General features: G+C 61.1%; 15 protein-coding genes and 3 pseudogenes. 15 read left to right on the top strand and 3 right to left on the bottom strand.

Annotated elements, in window-relative coordinates:
- Positions 1–151: 151 nt before the first annotated feature.
- A complete protein-coding gene (locus tag LU682_RS25980; RefSeq protein ID WP_010955388.1) occupies positions 152–1,162 on the top strand; it encodes a zinc-dependent alcohol dehydrogenase family protein in 1,011 nt (336 codons plus the stop codon).
- Between the two features lie 71 nt (positions 1,163–1,233).
- On the opposite strand, the gene LU682_RS25975 is transcribed toward LU682_RS25980, so the two are convergent.
- Positions 1,234–1,935: a FadR/GntR family transcriptional regulator gene (locus LU682_RS25975; protein WP_049586610.1), complete on the bottom strand. Its 702-nt coding sequence runs from the start codon at positions 1,933–1,935 to the stop codon at positions 1,234–1,236.
- A 259-nt stretch (positions 1,936–2,194) separates the two neighbouring features.
- Between LU682_RS25975 and LU682_RS25970 the strand changes: the two genes are divergently transcribed.
- The 4 genes from LU682_RS25970 to LU682_RS25955 all read left to right on the top strand — a co-directional run bounded on the left by LU682_RS25970 (position 2,195) and on the right by LU682_RS25955 (position 9,474).
- Complete coding sequence (locus tag LU682_RS25970) at positions 2,195–3,547, top strand: MFS transporter (protein WP_049586612.1); 1,353 nt, start codon at positions 2,195–2,197, stop codon at positions 3,545–3,547.
- A 19-nt stretch (positions 3,548–3,566) separates the two neighbouring features.
- On the top strand, positions 3,567–4,913 hold the full coding sequence (gene gudD, locus LU682_RS25965; RefSeq protein ID WP_010955385.1) for a glucarate dehydratase: 1,347 nt from the start codon (positions 3,567–3,569) through the stop codon (positions 4,911–4,913).
- A 560-nt stretch (positions 4,914–5,473) separates the two neighbouring features.
- Entirely contained in the window at positions 5,474–6,865 is a 1,392-nt protein-coding gene (locus tag LU682_RS25960) for an amino acid permease (RefSeq protein ID WP_010955384.1), read from the top strand.
- 215 nt (positions 6,866–7,080) lie between these two features.
- Positions 7,081–9,474 (top strand): TonB-dependent siderophore receptor, encoded by a 2,394-nt coding sequence (locus LU682_RS25955; protein ID WP_010955383.1) that lies wholly within the window; start codon positions 7,081–7,083, stop codon positions 9,472–9,474.
- Between the two features lie 129 nt (positions 9,475–9,603).
- Here LU682_RS25955 and LU682_RS25950 read toward each other — a convergent pair whose 3' ends face one another.
- The gene (locus tag LU682_RS25950) at positions 9,604–10,251 is read right to left on the bottom strand and encodes a TetR/AcrR family transcriptional regulator (protein WP_004576152.1); all 648 of its coding nucleotides are present in this window, start codon (positions 10,249–10,251) and stop codon (positions 9,604–9,606) included.
- A 123-nt stretch (positions 10,252–10,374) separates the two neighbouring features.
- On the opposite strand from LU682_RS25950, the gene LU682_RS25945 reads away from it, so the two are divergent.
- The 10 genes and pseudogenes from LU682_RS25945 to LU682_RS25900 form a co-directional block, all read left to right on the top strand.
- Positions 10,375–12,411 carry an NADH:flavin oxidoreductase gene (locus LU682_RS25945; protein WP_004576153.1) on the top strand — a complete coding sequence of 679 codons (2,037 nt, stop codon included), beginning with the start codon at positions 10,375–10,377 and terminating at the stop codon, positions 12,409–12,411.
- A gap of 101 nt (positions 12,412–12,512) precedes the next feature.
- The gene (locus tag LU682_RS25940; protein WP_010955382.1) at positions 12,513–13,820 is read left to right on the top strand and encodes a M24 family metallopeptidase; all 1,308 of its coding nucleotides are present in this window, start codon (positions 12,513–12,515) and stop codon (positions 13,818–13,820) included.
- Between the two features lie 13 nt (positions 13,821–13,833).
- Positions 13,834–14,643: an amino acid ABC transporter ATP-binding protein gene (locus LU682_RS25935; protein WP_060489422.1), complete on the top strand. Its 810-nt coding sequence runs from the start codon at positions 13,834–13,836 to the stop codon at positions 14,641–14,643.
- The gene (locus LU682_RS25930) at positions 14,643–15,284 is read left to right on the top strand and encodes an amino acid ABC transporter permease (RefSeq protein WP_010955381.1); all 642 of its coding nucleotides are present in this window, start codon (positions 14,643–14,645) and stop codon (positions 15,282–15,284) included. The genes LU682_RS25935 and LU682_RS25930 overlap by 1 nt, the downstream gene beginning before the upstream one ends.
- Positions 15,281–15,940, top strand: coding sequence for an amino acid ABC transporter permease (locus LU682_RS25925; RefSeq protein WP_004576157.1), 660 nt, complete (start codon positions 15,281–15,283; stop codon positions 15,938–15,940). Before LU682_RS25930 ends, LU682_RS25925 begins: the two co-directional genes overlap by 4 nt.
- Before the next feature lie 57 nt (positions 15,941–15,997).
- A complete protein-coding gene (locus LU682_RS25920) occupies positions 15,998–16,831 on the top strand; it encodes a substrate-binding periplasmic protein (RefSeq protein ID WP_049586616.1) in 834 nt (277 codons plus the stop codon).
- 152 nt (positions 16,832–16,983) lie between these two features.
- Positions 16,984–17,463: pseudogene (locus tag LU682_RS25915) on the top strand (Ldh family oxidoreductase); the annotation flags it as partial.
- A gap of 84 nt (positions 17,464–17,547) precedes the next feature.
- Complete coding sequence (tnpB, locus tag LU682_RS25910) at positions 17,548–17,907, top strand: IS66 family insertion sequence element accessory protein TnpB (RefSeq protein WP_009687920.1); 360 nt, start codon at positions 17,548–17,550, stop codon at positions 17,905–17,907.
- Between the two features lie 18 nt (positions 17,908–17,925).
- Positions 17,926–19,458 (top strand): annotated as a pseudogene (locus tag LU682_RS25905) (IS66-like element ISPpu15 family transposase).
- Positions 19,459–19,503: 45 nt separating this feature from the next.
- Positions 19,504–19,989 (top strand): annotated as a pseudogene (locus LU682_RS25900) (Ldh family oxidoreductase); the annotation flags it as partial.
- A gap of 28 nt (positions 19,990–20,017) precedes the next feature.
- On the opposite strand, the gene LU682_RS25895 reads toward LU682_RS25900, so the two are convergent.
- On the bottom strand, positions 20,018–21,265 hold the full coding sequence (locus tag LU682_RS25895) for an IS256 family transposase (protein WP_060489951.1): 1,248 nt from the start codon (positions 21,263–21,265) through the stop codon (positions 20,018–20,020).
- Positions 21,266–21,324 lie beyond the last annotated feature (59 nt).

The raw sequence follows: 21,324 nt of genomic DNA, 5'->3' as shown, positions 1-21,324 counted from the left end.
AATGCGGGCCTCTTCGCGGGCATGCCCGCTTCCACAGGTATTGCGCACGTCTCGGGGCCTGTGGTGCCCCTGTGGGGGCGGGCGTGCCCGCGAAAGGGCCGGATCTGTCTATGCTCAACCCCATTCTTTGCTCTGATACGGAGACCCACCCATGAGCAGCAAGGCCATCTACGTACAACCCGGCGGCGGCTACGACAAGGTCGAGGTCGGCACCTGCGAGGCCCAGGCCCCCCAGGCCGGCGAGATTACCGTGCGCCTGCACGCCAGTTCCCTCAACTACCACGATTTCGCCGTGGTCAGCGGCATGTGGGGCCCGAGCGAGCGACGCATCCCAATGGCCGATGGCGCCGGCGAGGTGGTTGCGGTGGGGGCTGGCGTCACTGAGTTCCAGGTCGGCGACAATGTGGTCAGCACCTTCTTCCCCGACTGGCTCGATGGCCAGGCCAATGTCGAGGGCTTCGCCAGGGTGCCCGGCGACGGCATCGATGGCTACGCCCGTGAGCAAGTGACTGCCCGCGCCACCGCCTTCACCCTGGCACCCCAGGGTTTCAGCCATGCCGAGGCTGCCACCCTGACCACCGCCGGCCTTACCGCCTGGCGCGCGCTGATGAGCGACGATCACCTCAAGCCCGGCGACACGGTGCTGGTGCAGGGTACCGGCGGTGTGTCGATTTTCGCCCTGCAGTTCGCCAAGCTGGCGGGCGCGACCGTGATCGCCACCTCGTCCAGCGATGCCAAGCTGGAGCGCCTGAAGGCCCTGGGTGCCGACCACCTGATCAACTACAAGAGCACCCCGGCCTGGGGTGAGAAGGTGCGCGAGCTGACTGGCAACCGTGGTGTCGATCATGTGATTGAAGTGGGCGGCCCGGCGACGCTGGAGCAGTCGATGATTGCTGCGCGCATTGGCGGGCATGTTTCGCTGATCGGCATCCTTACCGGGGTGGCCGGGCAGTTGCCGCTGGTGCAGGCGCTGGTGCGGCAGATTCGGCTGCAAGGGGTGCTGGTTGGCAGCCGAGCGCAGCAGCAGGCGATGGTACGGGCGATCGATGCCAACGGCCTGCGGCCGGTGGTGGACAAGCATTTCGAACTGGAACAGATCGTCGAGGCGTTCCGTTACCAGGAGAGCAACCGGCATTTCGGCAAGATCTGCCTGACCTGGTGAAGTGAGGGCAGGGTAGCTGGATGTAACGGCCACCCTGCACGCCAATATACTCGTCTTACACTGCCTGACAGTCAGTCCGGCAGTAGCCGGTCTCGGCTGTTGGACAGGTGCAGGCACACTGCCGCCCGCGCGGCATCCGGGTCTTGTCGGCGGATGGCATTGAGGATCGCCTCATGCTCCAGGTTGGCCAGGTACGCTTGCCGCGCCAGCTTGGCCCCCGCGCGCTCGGCCTGGGCCATGCGGTTGCGCGGGATCAGGCCGTTACCCAGTTGCAGCAGCATCTCGGTGAAATACAGATTGCCGGTGGCCTCGGCAATCAGCAGGTGAAAGCGCCGGTCGGCTTCGATGCAGCTGTCGCCGGCAGCGGCCAGGTCCTGATAGTCATCCAGCGCCTGGCGCATGCGCGCCAGATGCCCCTCGTCACGACGCAGTGCGGCCAGCGCGGCAGCCTGGCCCTCAAGGCCAATACGCAGCTCCAGCAGATCGCGCACATTCGCCGCGCTCTCCGCCGCAACGCGCAGGCCGGCCTGGGCCTGGCGTTCCATCACGAACGTACCGATCCCGTGGCGCGGCTCCACCAGCCCAGAGGCCTGCAGCTTCGACAAGGCTTCGCGAACCACCGTGCGGCTGACCCCGTGCTCGCGCACCAAGGTGTTTTCCGAAGGCAGTTTGTCGCCTGGTTTGAAGGTGCCCAGTAAAATCTGCTGGGTCAGGCTGGAAACCAGGTCGTGGGCACGGCTGTGGCCGCGTTTGCGCGCGTGTTCGGGTTCCATGTGTGATCCGCTTCTTGATTTACTTGTACGACAAGTTAATCGATAGAAAAATTTTTTGCCGATTTTTCGCGCATCCAATTCAGCATGTAATTGATCTGTTTTTGCGCGTTCGGATCAAATTAGCTTTTTGACAGCTTGTATTTTGCTATTTTGCCGACGTTAATGATCTTGTCGTACAACTTCACTGCGAATAAGCTCCTCCCCACTGCCATGTCAGACAACCCGACCCGCACAAAAACAATTAGTGGGAGATCCGCAAGTGAACGACACCCTCGCTCCGTCTGCCCGGCATGAAGGCGACGCGTTGGCCAGTGCCGTGGCCAAGGTCAAGCGCCACGTCCTGCCGCTGTTCGTCATCATGTTCATCGTCAACTACCTCGACCGCGTCAACATTGGCTTCGTCCGCCCGCACCTGGAAAGCGACCTGGGCATCAGCGCTGCGGCCTATGGCTTCGGTGCCGGGCTGTTCTTCATCGGTTACGCGCTGTTCGAAGTACCTTCGAACATGCTGCTGCAAAAGGTCGGTGCCCGGCTGTGGCTGACCCGTATCATGTTCACCTGGGGGCTGGTGGCCACGGCCATGGCCTTTGTGCAGAACGAAACCCAGTTCTACGTGCTGCGTTTTCTGCTCGGGGTGGCCGAAGCAGGCTTCTTTCCTGGCGTGATCTACTATTTCACCCGTTGGCTACCGGCGGCAGAGCGCGGCAAGGCGATTGCCATCTTCCTCAGTGGCTCGGCGCTGGCTTCGTTGATTTCCGGGCCGCTGGCCGGGGCGTTGATGCAGATCCAGGGCCTGGGCCTGCATGGCTGGCAGTGGATGCTGTTCATTGAAGGCATGGCCTCGGTGGCGCTGTGCTTCTTTGTGTTCTTCTGGCTCGACTCGAAGCCGCAGGACGCCAAGTGGCTGAGTAAGGCCGAGCAGGACGCGCTGGTCGCCACCATCGACCGCGAGCAGCAAGCGCGTGAGGCCATCGGCGCGGTCAGGCCGTCGGCCTGGAACCTGCTCAAGGACCGCCAGATCGTGCTGTTCTGCCTGATCTACTTCTGCATCCAGCTGACCATCTATGCCGCCACCTTCTGGCTGCCCAGCATCATCAAGCGTATGGGCGACCTCAGTGACATGCAGGTCGGTTTCTTCAACTCGATCCCTTGGCTGATCTCGATCCTGGCCATGTACGCCTTCGCCGCCGGTTCCGCTCGCTGGAAGTTCCAGCAGGCCTGGGTGGCCGGCGCCCTGCTGGTCGCTGCCACGGGCATGTTCATGTCCACCACGGGTGGGCCGGTGTTTGCCTTCGTCGCCGTGTGCTTCGCCGCGATCGGCTTCAAGTCAGCGTCGTCACTGTTCTGGCCAATCCCCCAGGGCTATCTGGACGCCCGCATCGCTGCGGCGGTGATTGCCCTGATCAACTCGGTCGGCAACCTCGGCGGTTTCGTTGCCCCCACCACCTTCGGCTTGCTGGAGCAGCAGACTGGCTCGATCCAGGGCGGGCTGTACGGCCTGGCGGTGACCTCGGTGCTGGCGGCGATTGCCATCTTCTTCGTACGCACTCGCCCCAAGGGCGCCCCTTCCGATGACCTCAAGGCCCCTTCGGCCCTGGGCCAGACCCACTGATGACTGCGAGACAACCCTTATGAATATGCAGACCCTTCACACCAGCACCCCGGTGGTCACCGACCTGCGCGTGGTCCCCGTGGCCGGCCATGACAGCATGCTGCTCAACCTCAGTGGCGCCCATGGTCCGTTCTTCACCCGCAACGTGGTGGTGCTGCGCGACAGCGCCGGCAATACCGGCCTGGGCGAAGTGCCCGGCGGCGAGAAGATTCGCCAGACCCTGGAGGACGCCCGCAGCCTGGTGGTCGGCCAGCCGATCGGCCATTACCAGCGCGTGCTCAATGCCATGCGCCAGACCTTCGCCAACCGCGACTCGGCGGGTCGCGGCCTGCAGACCTTCGACCTGCGCATTACCGTACATGCGGTAACGGCCATCGAGTCGGCGTTGCTCGACCTGCTCGGCCAGCACCTGAATGTGCCGATGGCAGCATTGCTGGGCGAGGGCCAGCAACGCGATGCGGTGAAGATGCTCGGCTATCTGTTCTACATCGGCGACCGCCAGCAGACCGACCTGGCCTACCGCAACGAAGCCGACAGCGATGACGACTGGTTTCGCCTGCGCCACGAAAAGGCCCTGACCCCGGAAGCAGTGGTGCGGCTGGCCGAGGCCGCCAAGGCGCGCTATGGCTTCAGCGACTTCAAGCTCAAGGGCGGCGTGCTGCGTGGTGAAGAAGAGATGGAGGCCGTGACAGCGCTGGCCGAACGCTTCCCCGAAGCGCGCATCACGCTCGACCCCAATGGCGCGTGGTCGCTGAAGGAGGCCATCGCCCTGTGCCGTGACAAGCACAATGTGCTGGCCTACGCCGAAGACCCCTGCGGCGCCGAGAACGGTTACTCGGGCCGCGAGGTGATGGCCGAGTTCCGCCGCGCCACCGGGCTGCCCACCGCGACCAACATGATCGCTACCGACTGGCGACAGATGGGCCATGCCATTCAGTTACAGTCGGTGGACATTCCGCTGGCCGACCCTCACTTCTGGACCTTGCAGGGTTCGGTTCGGGTGGCGCAGATGTGCAACGACTGGGGGCTGACCTGGGGTTCTCATTCCAATAACCACTTCGACATTTCGCTGGCGATGTTCACCCAGGTGGCGGCTGCGGCGCCGGGTGAAATCACTGCGATCGATACCCACTGGATCTGGCAGGATGGCCAGCGCCTGACCCGTGAGCCGCTGCGCATTGTCGACGGGCATGTGCGAGTGCCGGCGCGGCCGGGTTTGGGCGTGGAACTGGATGAAGATCAGCTGGCCAAGGCCCATGAGTGCTACCGCAACATGGGGCTGGGTGCGCGGGATGACAGCGTGGCGATGCAGTTCCTGATTCCGGGTTGGAGCTTCGATAACAAACGGCCTTGCCTGGTGCGTTGAGGCTGCGGGCCTCTTCGCGGGCAAGCCCGCTCCTACATCAACCGGTGGTGTCGCCCCGCACCGTCGTAGGAGCGGGTTCACCCGCGAATAGGCCGACCCTGCCGCCCAATCCCCCCAGTCATTCACCGCCGCACCCGCCACCGCATCCACCAATCGGCACCGTCGCAGCCGTTACCGCATTCATCAATCGGTACCGTCGCCCCGCACCCTTGTAGGAGCGGGTTCACCCGCGAAAGGGCCGGCACAGGCAACACACATTCAAATGAAAAACAAAAGCTCCATTTGGGCCTGTGGCGCGATCGGATATGCCATTCGCGACATCTGGCGTTGATGGAAATGCCCTGTCGTGATCGAACAGTTCCGTGGCGTTCTCGTGTAATTCCCCACAGCCATGCGGGGATTAAATGAACCCCGAACCGCACTGACACCTTGCTCTGTGACGCGTGCCAAATATCAACAACAGCGCGCGAACAACGTGTCGACTTATTGATTTCAAAGGAGATATTTTTCGCCTACGCCTGCCCGTCCTTCCTTGTGTCAGCAAAAAGAGAACAACATCAATGAACACCGTGGGATCTGATGGCAACCTTGCACAAGGTTTCAAGCCACGTCACGTAACGATGCTGTCCATCGCCGGCATCATCGGCGCCGGACTTTTCGTCGGCTCTGGCCATGCCATCGCGGCAGCCGGCCCAGCAACCATAATTTCCTATTTCGTGGCCGGTACCCTGGTGGTACTGGTCATGCGCATGCTCGGCGAAATGGCCGTGGCGCACCCCGACACCGGATCGTTTTCCACCTATGCCGACCAGGCCATTGGCCGCTGGGCCGGCTATACCATCGGCTGGTTGTACTGGTGGTTCTGGGTACTGGTCATTCCTATCGAAGCATTGGCCGCCGGGCATGTGCTGAACGCCTGGTTCCCGCAGGTGGACAGCTGGATCTTCGCCCTGGCTTCGGTGTTGCTGCTGGCCGGTACCAACCTGTTCAGCGTGGCCAAGTACGGCGAGTTCGAGTTCTGGTTTGCCATCCTCAAGGTCACCGCCATCCTGGGCTTCATCGGCCTGGGCTTCGCCGCGCTGATGGACTGGCTGCCCAACCGCGAGGTCAGTGGGCTGAGCGGGCTGATGGCCGAATACGGCGGTTTTGCGCCGAAAGGCTGGTCGGCAGTGGTGGGTGCGTTCATCACTGTGATGTTCAGCTTCATCGGCACCGAGGCAGTGACCATCGCCGCGTCCGAGTCCAGCGACCCGTCGCGCAACATCGCCAAGGCCACCCGCTCGGTGATCTGGCGTATCAGCACCTTCTACATCCTGTCGATCTTCGTGATCATTTCGGTGGTGCCGTGGAACGACCCGCAGCTGGCGGTGGTGGGTTCGTACCAGCGTGCGCTGGAAATCATGAACATCCCCAACGCCGCGTTCATGGTCGACCTGGTGGTGCTGGTAGCCGTTACCAGCTGCATGAACTCGTCCATCTACATCGCTTCGCGGATGATGTTTTCGCTGGCCAAGCGCGGTGACGCCCCGGCCTTCCTCAACAAGACCTCCAAGGTCGGTGTACCGCGTGCTGCAGTGTTCGGTAGCACCCTGATCGGTGCGGCCATCGCAGTCCTCAACTACTTTGCACCGAAGGGCGTGTTCGAGTTCCTGCTGGCCAGCTCTGGCGCCATAGCCCTGTTGGTGTACATGGTTATCGCCATCTCCCAGCTGCGCATGCGCCGCCGACTGGAGCGCGAGAACACCGAACTGAAGTTCCGCATGTGGCTGTTCCCGTACCTGACCTGGGCGGTGATCATCTTCATTGCCGGGGCGCTGGCGGTGATGATGTACACGCCTGAGCATCGGGCGGAAGTGAGCTCGACATTGGGCCTGGCGATCGTGATTTCCTTCCTGGGGATCGTGACGTCGAGGGGTCATGCGCAACCGGTGGCAGCGCGATCGATGGGGTGATTCAGTTCACCTGGCTGTAAGGCAAAGGGCGCCCGAGGATGGGTGCCCTTTGTTTTTTGGTTTGAGAGAGCGTTTGGATTAACAGGTGCTCGCAGGTACCCGCCCCGCTAGCGCAATTCATTGAAAATAAATGAGGTGTTTTCTCATTCTCGTTCGGCATGTAGAGAAGGCCGGATTACAGGCCAGCCCGCCGACCCCCGACACGGAGCGAGAGAATGAGTTTTACCCCGGTTCCACAGCGCCACCCCTTGAGTCGTGCCCTGCATGCTGCACTGTTGGGCCTGGCAGTCAGCACCTACGCACTGCCGTCGCTTGCACAGCCTTTGAACGCTGATCACAACAACCCGCTCAAGCAGTGGAGCATTCCCGCGGGCCCGCTGGCGCCGGCACTGGACCGCTTTGCGCGCGAGGCGGGTATCAGCCTTTCGTTCGATGCGCAGAACGTGGCCAACCGCAATACCAACGGGGTGCAAGGCGCGCTGGATACACGGTCGGCACTGTCGTCGCTGCTGCGCGGAACCGAGTTGCAGATTGAGCCGCAGGGCCCCAATGCGTACCTGGTGATTCCACAACCAAAGCCTGCCGGCCCGCTGGAGCTGGGCGTGACCGAGGACTACCGCCTGGCACCTGTCATCATCAATGCCAAGGTCAAGGCCAGCGCCGACGATGACGCCAACTCGGTGGTTGCCAAGGAGCTGTGGGTAGGGGGCAAGGTGGCGACCAGCATCCTCAACACGCCCGCGTCCGTGTCGGTGGTGACCAACAAGGAAATGCAGCAGCGCAGCGTCAGCACCACCGAAGAGGCGCTGCAGTACACCCCCGGCGTGGTCAGCGACTACTACGGTTCGGACGACCGCAACGACTACTTCCTGATCCGCGGCTTCCAGGCCACCACCTACCGAGACGGCCTGACCCTCAGCTCGATGCGCGGTGTGCGCGAAGACCCTTACGCCTACGAGCGTATCGAAATTCTGCGGGGTGCCAACTCCACCCTGTTCGGCCCGGCAGACCCGGGTGGGTCGGTCAACTTCGTGACCAAGCAACCGCGCTTCGAGAAGTTTGGCCAAGGCTACGTGACCTACGGCTCCTATGACCATGCCGAAACCGGGATTGATGTAGGCGATGCGCTGAACGACGAACAAACCCTGGCCGGCCGCTTCACGGCCAAGATGCAGAACAGCGACCGCGAGTACGACCATTCGCAGGACGATAACCGCTTCGTGATGGGCGGCCTGACCTGGGCGCCGACCGACTTCACCTCGGCCACGGTGGTGCTGGATTACCTGAAGACCAACAGCTCGCCGAACAGCGGTGGCTACCCGCTGGACAAGGGGTACGACCGCAGCGACTTCTACGGCGAGCCCGGCTACAACTTCCACGATGTCGAGCGCACCAGCCTGAGCGGCAACATTACCCACGACTTCGACAACGGCTTCACCCTGCGCAGCAACCTGCGCTACAGCGAGCTGACCGATGACTTCGGCTATGTCTACCTGAGCGACAACGCCTCGCGTGTTGGCACCACCATTCCACGCTACGTCTTCGGCACCGACAGCGATGCCGACCAGCTCAATGGCAACTTGATGCTGCAGTACGATGCGCAGTTCGAGCACATCGACAGCAGCACGTTGGTGGGCGTCGAGTACCTCGACTCGACGACCAAACAGAGCTCGGTCTACAGCCTGGCGCCCTCCATCGACATCGCCAACCCGGTATTCACTGGCGTGCCCGGCGGCATCACGCCCTATACCCGCAAAAAGAATGACGCCACCACCAAGGCGGTTTTCCTGCAGCAGAACCTGTCGTTCTTTGACCGCGTCATCGCGACCGCAGGCGTGCGTAACGACTCGATGGACCTGTCGAGCAAGGAATACATCGGTGGCGAGCAGACGGAAAAGGACAACTTCTCCGAAACCTCCTACCGCGCGGCACTGACCTATATCGTCAACGATGAAGTGTCGACCTACGTGAGCATGGTGGAGTCCGTCTCGCCGCCGCAAGTGGGCGTTACCCCGCAGACCGGCAAGCAATACGAAGTGGGCATCAAGTATTCGCCCATGGGCATGGACGCACTCTTCTCCGCCGCTGTTTACGACCTGACCCAAGAGAACGTCACCATTGCCGTGGTGTTGCCAAGCGGCATCATCGAGCAGCAGACGGTGGGCGAGTCACGCGTGCGTGGCCTTGACCTGGAAGCCAAGGCACAAGTCACGCAAGACATCAGCGTGATTGGTGCTTACTCCTACATGGAGTCCGAGGTGCTGCGCGGGTCGCTGTATGACGGCTCTTCCTTGAAGGGTAATGAGTTCACCACTGCGCCCAAACACACCGCATCGCTGTGGAGCTACTACGACATACCTGGCACTGACGTGAGCGTCGGCCTGGGCGCGCGGTATGTGGGGGCGTACTACATGGATGCTGCCAATACCAAGAAGAGCGATGGGACCACGTTGTTTGATGCGGCGCTGAACTACAAGATCGCCAAAGGGACCGACCTGGCGCTGAATGTGAGCAACCTGTTTGACGAGCAGCATGTGGTGGGGTCGGGGACGGCGAATTACTACAACCCGGGGCGGGAGGTGACGGCGAAGGTGAGTTATAGCTGGTAAGGCAGCCAGGGGATGGCACGGGTTGCGCCCCTGTTCGCGGGTAAACCCGTGCCCACAGGTGCGCAAGATCCTGAAACTTGCAATGAACCCCCCGTATCTTCAAAGAGACTGACTTTTGAGCCGGTGTTTTTAGACCTTCAAATCGGCGCCGCTAAAACCGTTGCGCTGATAAAAGCGCTCCAGCTCACGGGCTTCCGGTTCCCTGCCGGTGAATATCTTCAGGTACTCGGGGATGTAGCGCATGCGCTGGGCCAGGGGCTCCCGGGTTTTCATGCTGATGTAGCCGATTTGCGTCAGGTAGATGGAGCGGGCGCGGGTAATCGCAGCATCGTGTTCAAAGCCGAAACGGTCGAACATCTGCCGCAATGCCTCGACGCGTTGCGCGTCTGCCTGGCCGATTTCCTGCGCCACCTCCGGCGACTGCAGCGCCCAACTGCGCATGGCGAACTCGAATTGCGAGTCGAACAATTCGCTGTTCAGCCAGCAGTCGAAGACGTTGAGAATCGCCTCGGTGATGGACTCGGCATAGGCCTGGGATTTGGTCACCAGGTTGAAGGTGTTCTTGTTTTTCCATTGCTCGATCAAGGCCACGAGCAAGGCATCGCGGTCTTCGAAAAACCAGTAGAAGCTGGTGCGCGACAAATTCAGTTTTTTGGCCAGCGGCATCACTCGCACGGCATCCACACCTGACTCGGTCAGGCTTTCATAGGCCGCATTAAGCCAGCCTTCCAGTGAGCCTCGGCCTGCTGCTTCCGCCTTTGAGGTGGTTTCTTTCATGGGCATTTCTTCCCTTTTCAATGTGCGCTTCGTGGCAACTGTACACCATCGTCAAGAGTATTGACACCTGTGTACACAGGGGCATATTGTCGGCGTGCCTGATGACCTGTTTGCGAGACCGATATGAAAAACGATCCGCTACTTCAGCCTTATCGCCTCAAGCATTTGACCCTGCGCAACCGCATCATCACCACGTCCCACGAACCGGCCTACCCGGAAGACGGGATGCCGAAAAAGCTCTACCGTGCCTACCACGTTGAACGTGCCAAAGCCGGCGTAGCCATGACCATGACCGCAGGCTCCGCCGCGATCTCCCGTGACAGCCCACCTGTGTTCAACAACATTCTGGCCTACAAGGACGAAGTGGTCGGCTGGATGAAAGACCTGACCGACGAGTGCCACGAACATGGTGCAGCGGTGATGATCCAGCTCACTCACCTGGGCCGGCGTACCCGCTGGGACAAAGGCGACTGGCTACCGGTGGTGTCGCCCTCCCACAATCAGGAACCCGCACACCGCGCCTTCCCCAAGCAGCTTGAACAGTGGGACATCGACCGCATCATTCGCGATTATGCCGATGCCGCCGAACGCATGAAGGCCGCCGGCCTGGATGGCATCGAGCTGCAAGCCTACGGCCACTTGATGGACCAGTTCTGGTCGCCACTGACCAACGAACTGGAAGGGCCGTACGGCGGCTCGCTGCAAAACCGCCTGCGCTTCACCTTCGATGTGCTCACGGCCATTCGCAAGCGCGTGGGCCCGGAATTTATTGTCGGCATTCGCTACACCGGGGACGAAGTGCTCGCCGGTGGCCTGCAAAAAGAGGAGGGCTTGCAGATCTCTCAACTGTTGAAAGACAGTGGCATGATCGACTTCCTCAATGTGATTCGCGGCAACATCGCCACCGACGCCGGGCTGACCGACATCATCCCGATCCAGGGTATGCGCAATGCCCCGCACCTGGACTTTGCCGGCGAAATAAAGACGCTGACCGGCTTCCCGACCTTCCATGCAGCAAAAATTCCCGACGTGGCCACGGCGCGTCATGCCATTGCCTCGGGGTTGGTGGACATGGTCGGCATGACCCGCGCGCACATGACCGACCCGCACATCGTGCGCAAGATCATCGAAGGCCGTGAAGACGATATCCGCCCTTGCGTAGGCGCCAACTATTGCCTGGACCGCATTTACAACGCAGGCGCGGCCTACTGCATCCACAACGCCGCGACCGGGCGTGAAACCACCATGCCTCATGAAATACCCAAGGCTGTGCAAAAGCGCAAAGTGGTGATTATCGGCGCCGGCCCTGGTGGCCTGGAGGCGGCACGTGTGGCAGGCGAGCGCGGCCACGAGGTGGTGGTGTACGAGCTGGCGGACAAACCCGGCGGGCAGATTCGCCTGACCGCACAGTCCGAGCGGCGCAAGGAAATGATCAGCATCATCGACTGGCGCATGGCGCAATGCGAGCGCCTTGGCGTGAGGTTCCACTTCAACACCTGGGCAGACACCGCGATTGTGCTCGATGAAAATGCCGACGTGGTGATCGTGGCGACTGGGGGCATGCCGCACACCGAAGTGCTGGAGCACGGCAATCAGTTTCTGGTTTCAAGCTGGGACATCATTTCTGGCGACGTGAAGCCTGGGCGCAATGTGCTGGTGTACGACGATGCGGGCGACCACGCCGGCCTGCAAGCCGCAGAATTCATAGCCCGCAGTGGCGCCAAGACGGAAATCATGACCCCCGACCGCTCGTTCGCGCCAGAAGTCATGGGCATGAACCTGGTGCCCTACATGCGCGCGTTACAGCACCTGGACACCACCTTTACCGTCACCTACCGGCTCAAGGCCGTGGAGAAACAAGGCGACCAATTGCTGGCCACGATCGGCACCGATTACAGCGACCTGACCAAAACGCGCCTGGTGGATCAGGTGGTGGTCAACCACGGCACCCGGCCGCTGGACGAACTGTATTTCGACCTCAAACCCCTGGCCAGCAACGAAGGTGCCTTGGAGTACATGGACCTGATTGTCGGCAAGCCGCAAACCGTTGTCAGCAACCCCGAAGGGCGCTTCCAGCTGTTCCGCATTGGTGATGCAGTGGCGTCGCGCAATACCCATGCGGCCATCTACGATGCCCTGCGGCTGGTCAAGGACCTCTAGCCGCCCTGCGTCGCCCACAACAATAAAGACAGCCGTCACCAGATTTAGAAACCTTTTAGTTACTGCCCCGAAAGTTGGTCTGACTCAGCGGAGGTTGTTGCATGCAAACGGGTTCTGATTCCATTGAGCTGCTCACGGCGTTAACCGAACGCGACCTGCGCTTTCGCAGCGATGCCAAGGTCACTGAACATGCCATCGCGCCGGTCGACACGGCGTTACTCGAGGCGTATGCCGCCATCGATCGCAAAGCCTTGCGCCATTACCGCCTGGAGCGCATTCGCGAGCAACTGCGCGCCCAGGATTACGCCGGCATTCTGTTGGCCGATCCGATCAATATTCGCTATGCCACCGACACCAATAACCTTGGTTTGTGGGTGATGCACTCGCCCAGCCGCTATGTGTTCGTCGCCACCGACGGCCCGGTGGTGCTGTTCGAGTTCACCAGCAGCCAGCACAACAGCGAGCACGTTGAAACCATCGATGAAATTCGCCCGGCGATTCCCTGGCTGTATTTCCTCGCCGGCCCCCGCGTGCAGGAAAAAGCCGAGCGCTGGGCACAGGAGGTGGCGGACCTGATGGCCCGTCACGGTGGCGGCAATCGCCGCTTGGCGGTCGACCGCTGCGACCCTTGGGGCGCGCAGCGCCTGACACACCAAGGCATTGAGCTGTTCGATGCGCAGCCATTGATGGAGCAGGCACGCTTGATCAAATCGGCTGAAGAAGTGGCCAGCCACCGGGTGTCCATGGGCGTGTGCGACCTGGCCATTGCCCGGATGCGCACAAGCCTGGTGCCGGGGGTTACTGAAAACCAGCTGTGGAGCATCATGCACGGCACCAACGTCGCGCACGGCGGAGAGTGGGCCGAAAGCCGCCTGCTCAGCTCCGGGCCGCGCACCAATCCGTGGTTTCAGGACGCCACCGACAAGGTCATCAAGGCCGGTGAAATGGTCTGTTTCGACACCGACATGGTCGGGCCCGGCGGTTACCTTTCAGACATCTCGCGCAGCTTCATCTGCCCCGGCAAGGCACCGACCATGGCCCAACGCGACTTGCTGGACATCGCCTCGCAGCAGATCAACCACAACGTCGAACTGCTGCGCCCGGGCCTGTCCTTTCGTGAGTTCGCCGAGCGCTGTTGGCCGGTGCCCCAGCGCTTCGAGCACAACCGCTACATGATGATGCTGCACGGCGTCGGGCTGGTGGACGAGTACCCCAGCGTCGCCTACGCGGTGGATTTTGCCGAGTGGGGGTACGACGGCCTGTTCCAGGAAAACATGGTGGTGTCGGTGGAAAGTTACATCGGTGAGCAAGGCGGTGGGGAAGGGGTGAAGCTCGAAGAACAGGTGCTGATCAGCGCCAACGGGCCGATCAAACTCTCGCGCACACCCTTGGTCGACGGCGATCGATAGCTGGAGCAAAACCATGAGCAGCATGACTGTGATCGAAACCGCACCCACCTTGGCGCCGCGCCCGGTGGCCAGCGCCGAACCGTTCTTGCGCCTGGAAGGCATTCATAAACAGTTTGGCCCTTACCCCGTCTTGCACGACGTGTGTTTTGAAATGAACAAGGGCGAGGTGGTGGCCATTATCGGCCCCAGTGGGTCGGGCAAAAGTACCTTGCTGCGCTGCATCAACCAACTGGAGCCGCCGACCAAGGGGCGGGTCAGCATGGATGGCGTGCACATCGAAGCTGGCAAGGCGTTGCCCCGTACAGAACTGCTGAAGTTGCGCCGGCGCATTGGTATGGTGTTCCAGTCGTTCAACCTGTTCCCGCACCTGACGGTGCTGCGCAACGTCAGCCTGGCGCAAATCCGCACCTTGGGCCGCAGCGCCAAAGAAGCCGACGCCCGCTCCTTGCAACTGCTCGAACGCGTTGGGCTGGCTGACAAGGCCCAGCATTATCCGGCGCGCTGCTCTGGTGGCCAGCAGCAACGTATCGCCATCGCCCGCGCCCTGGCACTGGACCCTGAGCTGATGCTGTTCGATGAGCCGATCTCGGCGCTGGACCCCGAGCTGGGCCTGGAGGTGCTGGCGGTGATGAAAGAGCTGGCCGGCGAAGGTATGTCGATGATTGTCGTGACTCACGAGATGCACTTCGCCGAAACCGTGTCCGACCGGGTGGTGGTCATGGCTGACGGGCGCATCATCGAACACGGGCCGAGCCAGCGAGTGATGCGCGAGCCCGAGCATGAACGGGTGATCCAGTTCCTTCAGGCAGTGAGGAATCGCTGATGAAAGACATCCTGATGATGCTGTTGAACGGCATACCCTGGACCATTGCCGTTACCGTGCTCGCATTCTGTGTCGGCGTAGTGCTGGGGTTTCCCATCTGTGCCCTGCGCATGTCCAGGGTCAAGGTGCTGAGCATTCTGGCTGCCATGCTGGTGCTGACCCTGCGCTCAATCCCCCCGATTGTCTGGCTGTTTTTCATCTTCTTCGGCATCGGTGGCGGCTATATCAGCCTGTCGCCGTTTACCGCAGCGGTGGTTGGCCTGGGGCTGATCACGGCGGCGCATATGTCCGAGGTGTACCGCGGTGCGTTCGCGGCCATTCCCGCCGGCCAGTTCGAAGCCGCCTATGTGCTTAACCTGTCGGCGCCGCAACGGTTTTTCGATGTGGTGTTGCCGCAATTGGTGCGTATCGCCATTCCCACCTCAGCCACCTACGCCATTGGCCTGCTCAAGGACTCGGCCGTGGCCTCGACGATTGGCGTTGGTGAAATCAGCTTTCAGGCTTACCAGGTTTCACAGCAAACCTTTCAGGGCCTGAGCGTCTACACCGCGGCGGCGGTGGTGTACCTGGTGCTCAGCGTGCCAGTGGCCTTGTTCTCTCGTTGGCTGTCGGCCACGTTGAAACAGAGGATTGCCCGATGAGCGAACTGCTGACGATGTGGATGCAATGGTTGCCGGAGTTGTGGAAGGGCTTTGTGCTGTCGATGCAGGTCACGGCGGTCAGCCTGGGCCTGGGCGTTGTGCTGGGGCTGTTGCTGGCACTGGGCGTTTCGTCGCCGAGCCGCTGGTTGCGTTACCCCTCCCTGGTGGTGGTGGAACTGGGGCGTGGCGCACCGGCGTTGATCCTGCTGCAGTATTTCTACTTTGGCCTGCCCAGCGTCAACCTCACCCTGACCTCGTTCTGGGCTGCTGCGCTGGCCATGGCGTACTGCACGGCCGCCTACACCAGTGAAATCATTCGCGGTGGCATCGAGTCGGTGGCCGCGGGGCAAACCGAGGCCGCCGAAGTGATCGGCCTCAACCGGTTCGACGCGCTGCGCTTTGTGATCCTGCCTCAGGCCTTGCGGGTGGCGCTGCCATCGCTGCTGGGGTTCTCGATCATGATGTTCCAGGCCTCGTCGCTGTGTTTCACCATCGCCCTGCCAGAAATTGTCAGCCGGGCGTCCTCCATTGGCTCTTCCACGTTCGAGTACATGCCGGTGCTGATACTGGCCGGTTTGATGTATGCCGCTGTCTGCGCCCCGGCGACCCTGGGTGTGGCAGCGCTGGAAAAAAGACTGGCCCCCAGCCAGCCATAACAACAAATCCACTCGCGCCGATTTCGGCTGCTGCTCTCTTATTGCAAAGGTGACGTCATGACTCGCTCATTCAAGCGTTTTACCCGTTGGATGTTCTTGTGCTCGACCTTGGCCGGCGCCCCGTACGCCTTGGCCGAATGCACCCCCGCGAACCAGTTTGAAACCATCACCCCGGGTGTGCTGACCGTGGCGGCGTATGTGTTCCCGCCTTACTCGATACCGGGGCCGAACAACCAGTTGAGCGGTGTGGATGGCGAGATCATCAAGCGCATCGCCGAGCGCGAATGCCTGAAAGTCAAAACCATGGTGGTGGACACGGCAGCCGTCGTCCAGGCAGTGGTGGCAAAGCGCGCCGATGTCGGCATCGGTGATTGGTATCGCACGGCAGAGCGCAGCAAGGCGTTGGGCTTGTCGGCACCCTTGTACCTGGACGTGATGGGCATCATTTCGGATGAGGGTTACACGAAGATTTCCGAACTGGATGGCAAGCGTATCGGCACCGTGCAGGGCTACCTGTGGGTGGACGATTTGAAGAAAGCCTTTGGTGATAACCTGGTGCTCTACCCGAACCCCGTGGCCATGGCCCAGGACCTGACGTCCAGGCGCATCCAGGTTGGCGCGGACAGCTTCGCGGTGGCCGTTTCTTCGCAGCAGAAGGGCGGCTACCCCGGCAAGAGCATCAAGGTGTCCGAGCCCGATCAACGGGTCAAGGCCACGCTTGAGCCCGGGCAGAGCGCCTTCCCGTACACCAAGGCCAACGCCGCCCTGGGCGAGGCACTGGGCAAGAATATCCAGGCCTTGCACGCCTCGGGCGAAATCGCAGAAATCCTCGCCTCGTTTGGCCTGGACCGCGAGGCTGCAAAAGTGGGGGAGCCGAGGATGATTCAGTAAAGACAATCAAATCCCGTAGGCGCGGCTTTAGCCGCGAATGAACGCACCGCGAGCTTTCAGGAATGAGGCGTTATCGTTCATTCGCGGCTACCGCCTCCCTTGCAGGTTCGCTGGCTGCGGCACACCTTCAACCCGAGAGCACCGAAGCCCCCATGGACGACGACAAACCCGAAAAGCGCCTGTCGCTGGCCGATGCCACCACCTTCGCGCGCCAGCTCTGCCTGGCCCACGGCACCAGCTACGCCGTGGCCACGGCGCTTGCAACCGCCACCGTATCAGCCCAGGCCCATGGCCAACACGAAGTTGGTTTCGGCCATTTGCCTGACTACCTCAGCGGCTTTGCCACTGGCCGAATCGCCACGGCTGCCGAGCCCATCGTGACCCAGGTCGCGCCGGCCATGATCCGCTGCGACGCGGCCCGAGGCATCGCGCAACTGGGGTTCGATCGCGCCTTCCCAGCGCTGTGCAGCAATGCGCATCAACTGGGTATCGCCCTGTTTGCGCAGTTCAACGCGTTCACCTGCGGCGAGTTGGGCTATTACACCCGTCGCCTGGCGCGCGAGGGGCTGGTCGCGTTGGCGTTCACCAATGGCTCACCGCTGCTCACCGTGGCTGGCCAGAGCCGACCGCTGTAAGGGATCCATCATCCCCACATTCCAACCGTCCACCTGATTCCCGATGCTGTGCTCCCGATTTCTTTCTGGAGCCAGCCCGCCATGATGCGCCCCGACAGCAAAGTCGAAAAAGTCTACCTCTACCCCAAGCCCGTGGACTTTCGAAAGTCCATCGACGGCCTCACTGCCCTGGTCGAACTGGACATCAAGGTCGCCGTGTTCGACCCGGTACTTTTCGTCTTCCTCAATAAAGCCCGTAACCGCATCAAGGTGTTGTATTGGGAGCGCAACGGCTTCTGCCTTTGGCTCAAGCGCCTCGAAGCCGAGCGTTTCAAAACTTCACCCGACGCGACCGACGAAGCTATCGTACTGACCGTCCAGGAACTGAATTGGCTACTCGACGGTTTCGATCTCTGGCGCAACCGTCCGCATCAGGTTTTGACTCCTCGTTTCGTCGCCTGACCGGGTATAATCCGGGCCATGATTTCAGTGCCCGATAACCTTCCTGACGACCCTGCCGCGCTCAAACTACTGCTTGCGCAGTTGTTGGCCGAGCGCACGGTCGACAAAGGTCAGATCGTCGACCTTAAAGAACAGGTCAAGCTGCTGCGTGACCGATTATTCAATCGCAAGTCCGAGCAAACCGTCGAGTCCAACACGCCCCAACTGGCGTTGTTCAATGAACCCGAAAGTCAGTGGGTACCTACCGCTGATGATGCCGACGAAGAAGTTGTTGCGCCAAGCAAGCAGCGCGGCAAACGCAAGCCACTGTCGGCTGACCTGCCACGCATTGAAGTCATTCATGACTTGCCCGAGCACGAACTGACTTGCGCCTGTGGTTGCCGCAAACACGTGGTTGGCGAGCAAACCAGCGAACAACTCGACATCGTGCCGATGCAGATCCGTGTGCTTAAACACGTACGCAAAATCTATGGCTGCCGTGGCTGCGAAACCGCGCCGGTCACCGCTGACAAGCCGGCCCAATTGATTGAAAAGAGCATGGCCAGTCCCAGCGTGCTGGCGATGTTGCTAACCACCAAGTACGTCGATGGCCTGCCGCTGCACCGCTTCGAAACGGTGCTGAACCGACATGGTATCGAGATCCCCCGGCAAACCCTGGCCCGCTGGGTCATCCAGTGCAGCGAACACTTTCAGCCACTGCTGAACCTGATGCGTGACCGCCTGCTGGAAAGCCCGGTGATCCATTGCGATGAAACTCGCGTGCAGGTGCTCAAAGAGCCGGATCGTGATCCGACCAGTCAATCCTGGATGTGGGTGCAGGCCAGTGGCCCGCCTGATCGACAAGTCGTGCTGTTCGATTACACCACCAGCCGCGCGCAGGAGGTGCCGCTGCGCCTGCTGGAGGGCTATCGCGGTTACGTGATGACCGATGATTACGCCGGTTACAACGCGTTGGCGCTACAGCCGGGCGTTGAACGACTGGCGTGCATGGCGCATGTCCGGCGTAAATTCGTCGAAGCGCAGAAGGTGCAGCCTAAGGGCAAGAGCGGTCGCGCCGATGTTGCGCTGACGATGATCAACAAACTGTATGGCATCGAACGCGACCTCAAGGATGCCAGCGATGAACAGCGATTCATCGGTCGTCAGGAACGAAGCCTGCCGATCCTTGAGCAGTTGAAAAGTTGGCTCGACAAGACGCACTCACAGGTGACACCGCAAAGCGTACTGGGCAAGGCGGTGCTTTACCTGGCAAACAACTGGAACCGCCTGGAGCGGTATGTCGAGGCGGGCCACCTGCCGATCGACAACAACCTGGCAGAGCGGGCCATAAAGCCGTTTGTGATCGGGCGCAAAGCTTGGCTGTTCAGTGACACGCCCAAGGGAGCCACGGCTAGCGCGCAGATCTACAGCTTGGTCGAAACCGCCAAGGTCAACGGCTAAGAGCCCTATACGTGGCTGCGCCACGTCCTGGAGCGACTGCCGCACGCCTCATCGGTAGCAGACTACGAAGCGCTGCTGCCATGGAACTGTTCGCCAGAGATGCCACGGTAACTTTGGCTTCCACCTTGTGGTAGGTGGGGTTCATGGATCGGTTACCGACCGCTGTACTCCACCAACCCCATTGCATTTGCCGCCGCCAGTGACACGGGGCGGTTACTGGCGATTGACCAAGCTAGCAGCGCCACGGCTTACGTGAACCTGCTGCGGGCCGCTGAAGCGGGAGAGGCGATACCGGCAGGCTGGGCGGTTGATGCACAAGGGAATGAAACGCGCAGCGCGCGAGAGGCATTGCATGGGACGTTGCTGGCGTTTGGGGGCGGTCGGGGGGCTAATATTGCGTTGATGGTTGAGGTGCTTGCGGCGGGGGTGACGGGGGCCAATTGGTCGCTGGATGCAGCGGATTTCCGTGCTGGTAGTGAATCGCCTGGGGCTGGGATGCTAGTGGTTGGTATTGCTCCCAGGTTGCTGGATGAGTGCTTTGCTTTAAGGTTGGGCGAGCAGATGGCTCGGCTTGAAGCCTTGGGGGTTTACTTGCCGGGGAAGGGTAGGGAAGTGTCAGATTTTTTGTGTGCGGGCCGGTAACGGCCTGCCGTCAGGCAGGCCCTGACTTTCACCAGGTCGGCCTGATGAACCGATCTCCGTACAAAATCGCGAATTGATTCATCGCACTTTTCCAATCATGCGCCGCTGAGCCCCAGTTTGCCGTGATGTTTCGCAGCCCCAGCCAGATCAGCTTGGTAGCTGCGTCATCGTTCGGGAAATGGCCTCGGGTCTTGATGATCTTGCGCAGCTGGGCATTGATACTCTCGATGGCGTTGGTGGTGTAGATCACTTTCCGGATGGCTGGTGGGAAGACAAAGAAGGGAATCACTCGATCCCAGGCGCGTCTCCAGGCCGCAACGACCGTTGGATACTGCTTGCCCCAGGGCCCGTTTTCAAACTCATCGAGTGCCTGCTCAGCCGCTTCGGCGTTGATGGCCTGGTAGATCGGCTTGAGCGCCTTGGCCAGTGCCCGCCGCTTGTCCCAGGCTGCAAAGTCCAGGCTGTTGCGGATCAGGTGCACGATGCACGTCTGCAGAGTCGTCTCTGGAAACACGGCGCTGAGAGCCTCTGGCATGCCTTTGAGGCCATCGGTCACGGCAATCAGCACATCCTCGACACCACGTGTCTTGAGATCGTTAAAGACCTTCATCCAGAACTTCGCACCCTCGGTGTTCTCGATCCAGATGCCCAAGATATCGCGCGTCCCGTCGGGTAGAACGCCCAGCGCCAAGTAAATGGCCTTGTTGCGCACCAAGCCTTCTTCGCGGATCTTCACCCGCAGTGCATCGAAGAAAATGACCGGGTACATGGGCTCTAGTGGCCGCTGCTGCCACGCGCCAATTTCTTCCATGACCTCGTCTGTCACAGAGCTGATGAAGTCGGGTGAGACCTCTGTTCCATACTGCTCGGACAGAAAGGCTCGGATCTCTCTGACCGTCATGCCACGGGCGTACATGGCGATGATCTTGTCATCGAAACCGGTGTACCGCCGCTCATGCTTGGGGATGAGAATGGGCGCAAAACTGCCGTCTCGGTCACGAGGAATTTCCAGCCGCAGCGGGCCATCGCCGGTCAAAACCGTCTTGCCACTCTTGCCGTTACGCTGGTTGGTTTCATCCTCTGGGCGCTGCGCGCCCGGCGGATAACCCAGGTGGTGGCCAAGTTCGGCGTGCAGAGCGCGTTCGATCAAGGCCTTCTTGAACGCCGCAGAGGCATCCTCGATAGCCTCTGCGGTCATCAGGCCCTCACCGAACTGCTCCAGCAGCTCTTTGGGGATTTTGGGCAGGTCACGCAAGGGTTTCTTTTTGGTTGGCATACATGCACCTCTTACTCATGTTATGCCCGAACACAAAATTTCTGACACCCTCAAGGGTA

This window comes from Pseudomonas alloputida, assembly GCF_021283545.2.
Taxonomy (GTDB): Bacteria; Pseudomonadota; Gammaproteobacteria; order Pseudomonadales; family Pseudomonadaceae; genus Aquipseudomonas; species Aquipseudomonas alloputida.
Note: the sequence above shows the minus strand (reverse complement) of the source record. Positions and strands in the feature narration are given on the sequence as shown.

Excerpts from the sequence above, each read along its gene's own strand:
- LU682_RS25955 (WP_010955383.1), top strand. The coding sequence starts at position 7,081 with ATGAGTTTTACCCCGGTTCCACAGCGCCACCCCTTGAGTCGTGCCCTG.
- LU682_RS25930 (WP_010955381.1), top strand. The coding sequence starts at position 14,643 with ATGAAAGACATCCTGATGATGCTGTTGAACGGCATACCCTGGACCATT.
- LU682_RS25950 (WP_004576152.1), bottom strand. The coding sequence starts at position 10,251 with ATGAAAGAAACCACCTCAAAGGCGGAAGCAGCAGGCCGAGGCTCACTG.
- LU682_RS25975 (WP_049586610.1), bottom strand. The coding sequence starts at position 1,935 with ATGGAACCCGAACACGCGCGCAAACGCGGCCACAGCCGTGCCCACGAC.
- LU682_RS25895 (WP_060489951.1), bottom strand. The coding sequence starts at position 21,265 with ATGCCAACCAAAAAGAAACCCTTGCGTGACCTGCCCAAAATCCCCAAA.
- LU682_RS25920 (WP_049586616.1), top strand. The coding sequence starts at position 15,998 with ATGACTCGCTCATTCAAGCGTTTTACCCGTTGGATGTTCTTGTGCTCG.
- LU682_RS25980 (WP_010955388.1), top strand. The coding sequence starts at position 152 with ATGAGCAGCAAGGCCATCTACGTACAACCCGGCGGCGGCTACGACAAG.
- gudD (WP_010955385.1), top strand. The coding sequence starts at position 3,567 with ATGAATATGCAGACCCTTCACACCAGCACCCCGGTGGTCACCGACCTG.
- LU682_RS25960 (WP_010955384.1), top strand. The coding sequence starts at position 5,474 with ATGAACACCGTGGGATCTGATGGCAACCTTGCACAAGGTTTCAAGCCA.
- LU682_RS25935 (WP_060489422.1), top strand. The coding sequence starts at position 13,834 with ATGAGCAGCATGACTGTGATCGAAACCGCACCCACCTTGGCGCCGCGC.
- LU682_RS25925 (WP_004576157.1), top strand. The coding sequence starts at position 15,281 with ATGAGCGAACTGCTGACGATGTGGATGCAATGGTTGCCGGAGTTGTGG.
- tnpB (WP_009687920.1), top strand. The coding sequence starts at position 17,548 with ATGATGCGCCCCGACAGCAAAGTCGAAAAAGTCTACCTCTACCCCAAG.
- LU682_RS25940 (WP_010955382.1), top strand. The coding sequence starts at position 12,513 with ATGCAAACGGGTTCTGATTCCATTGAGCTGCTCACGGCGTTAACCGAA.
- LU682_RS25945 (WP_004576153.1), top strand. The coding sequence starts at position 10,375 with ATGAAAAACGATCCGCTACTTCAGCCTTATCGCCTCAAGCATTTGACC.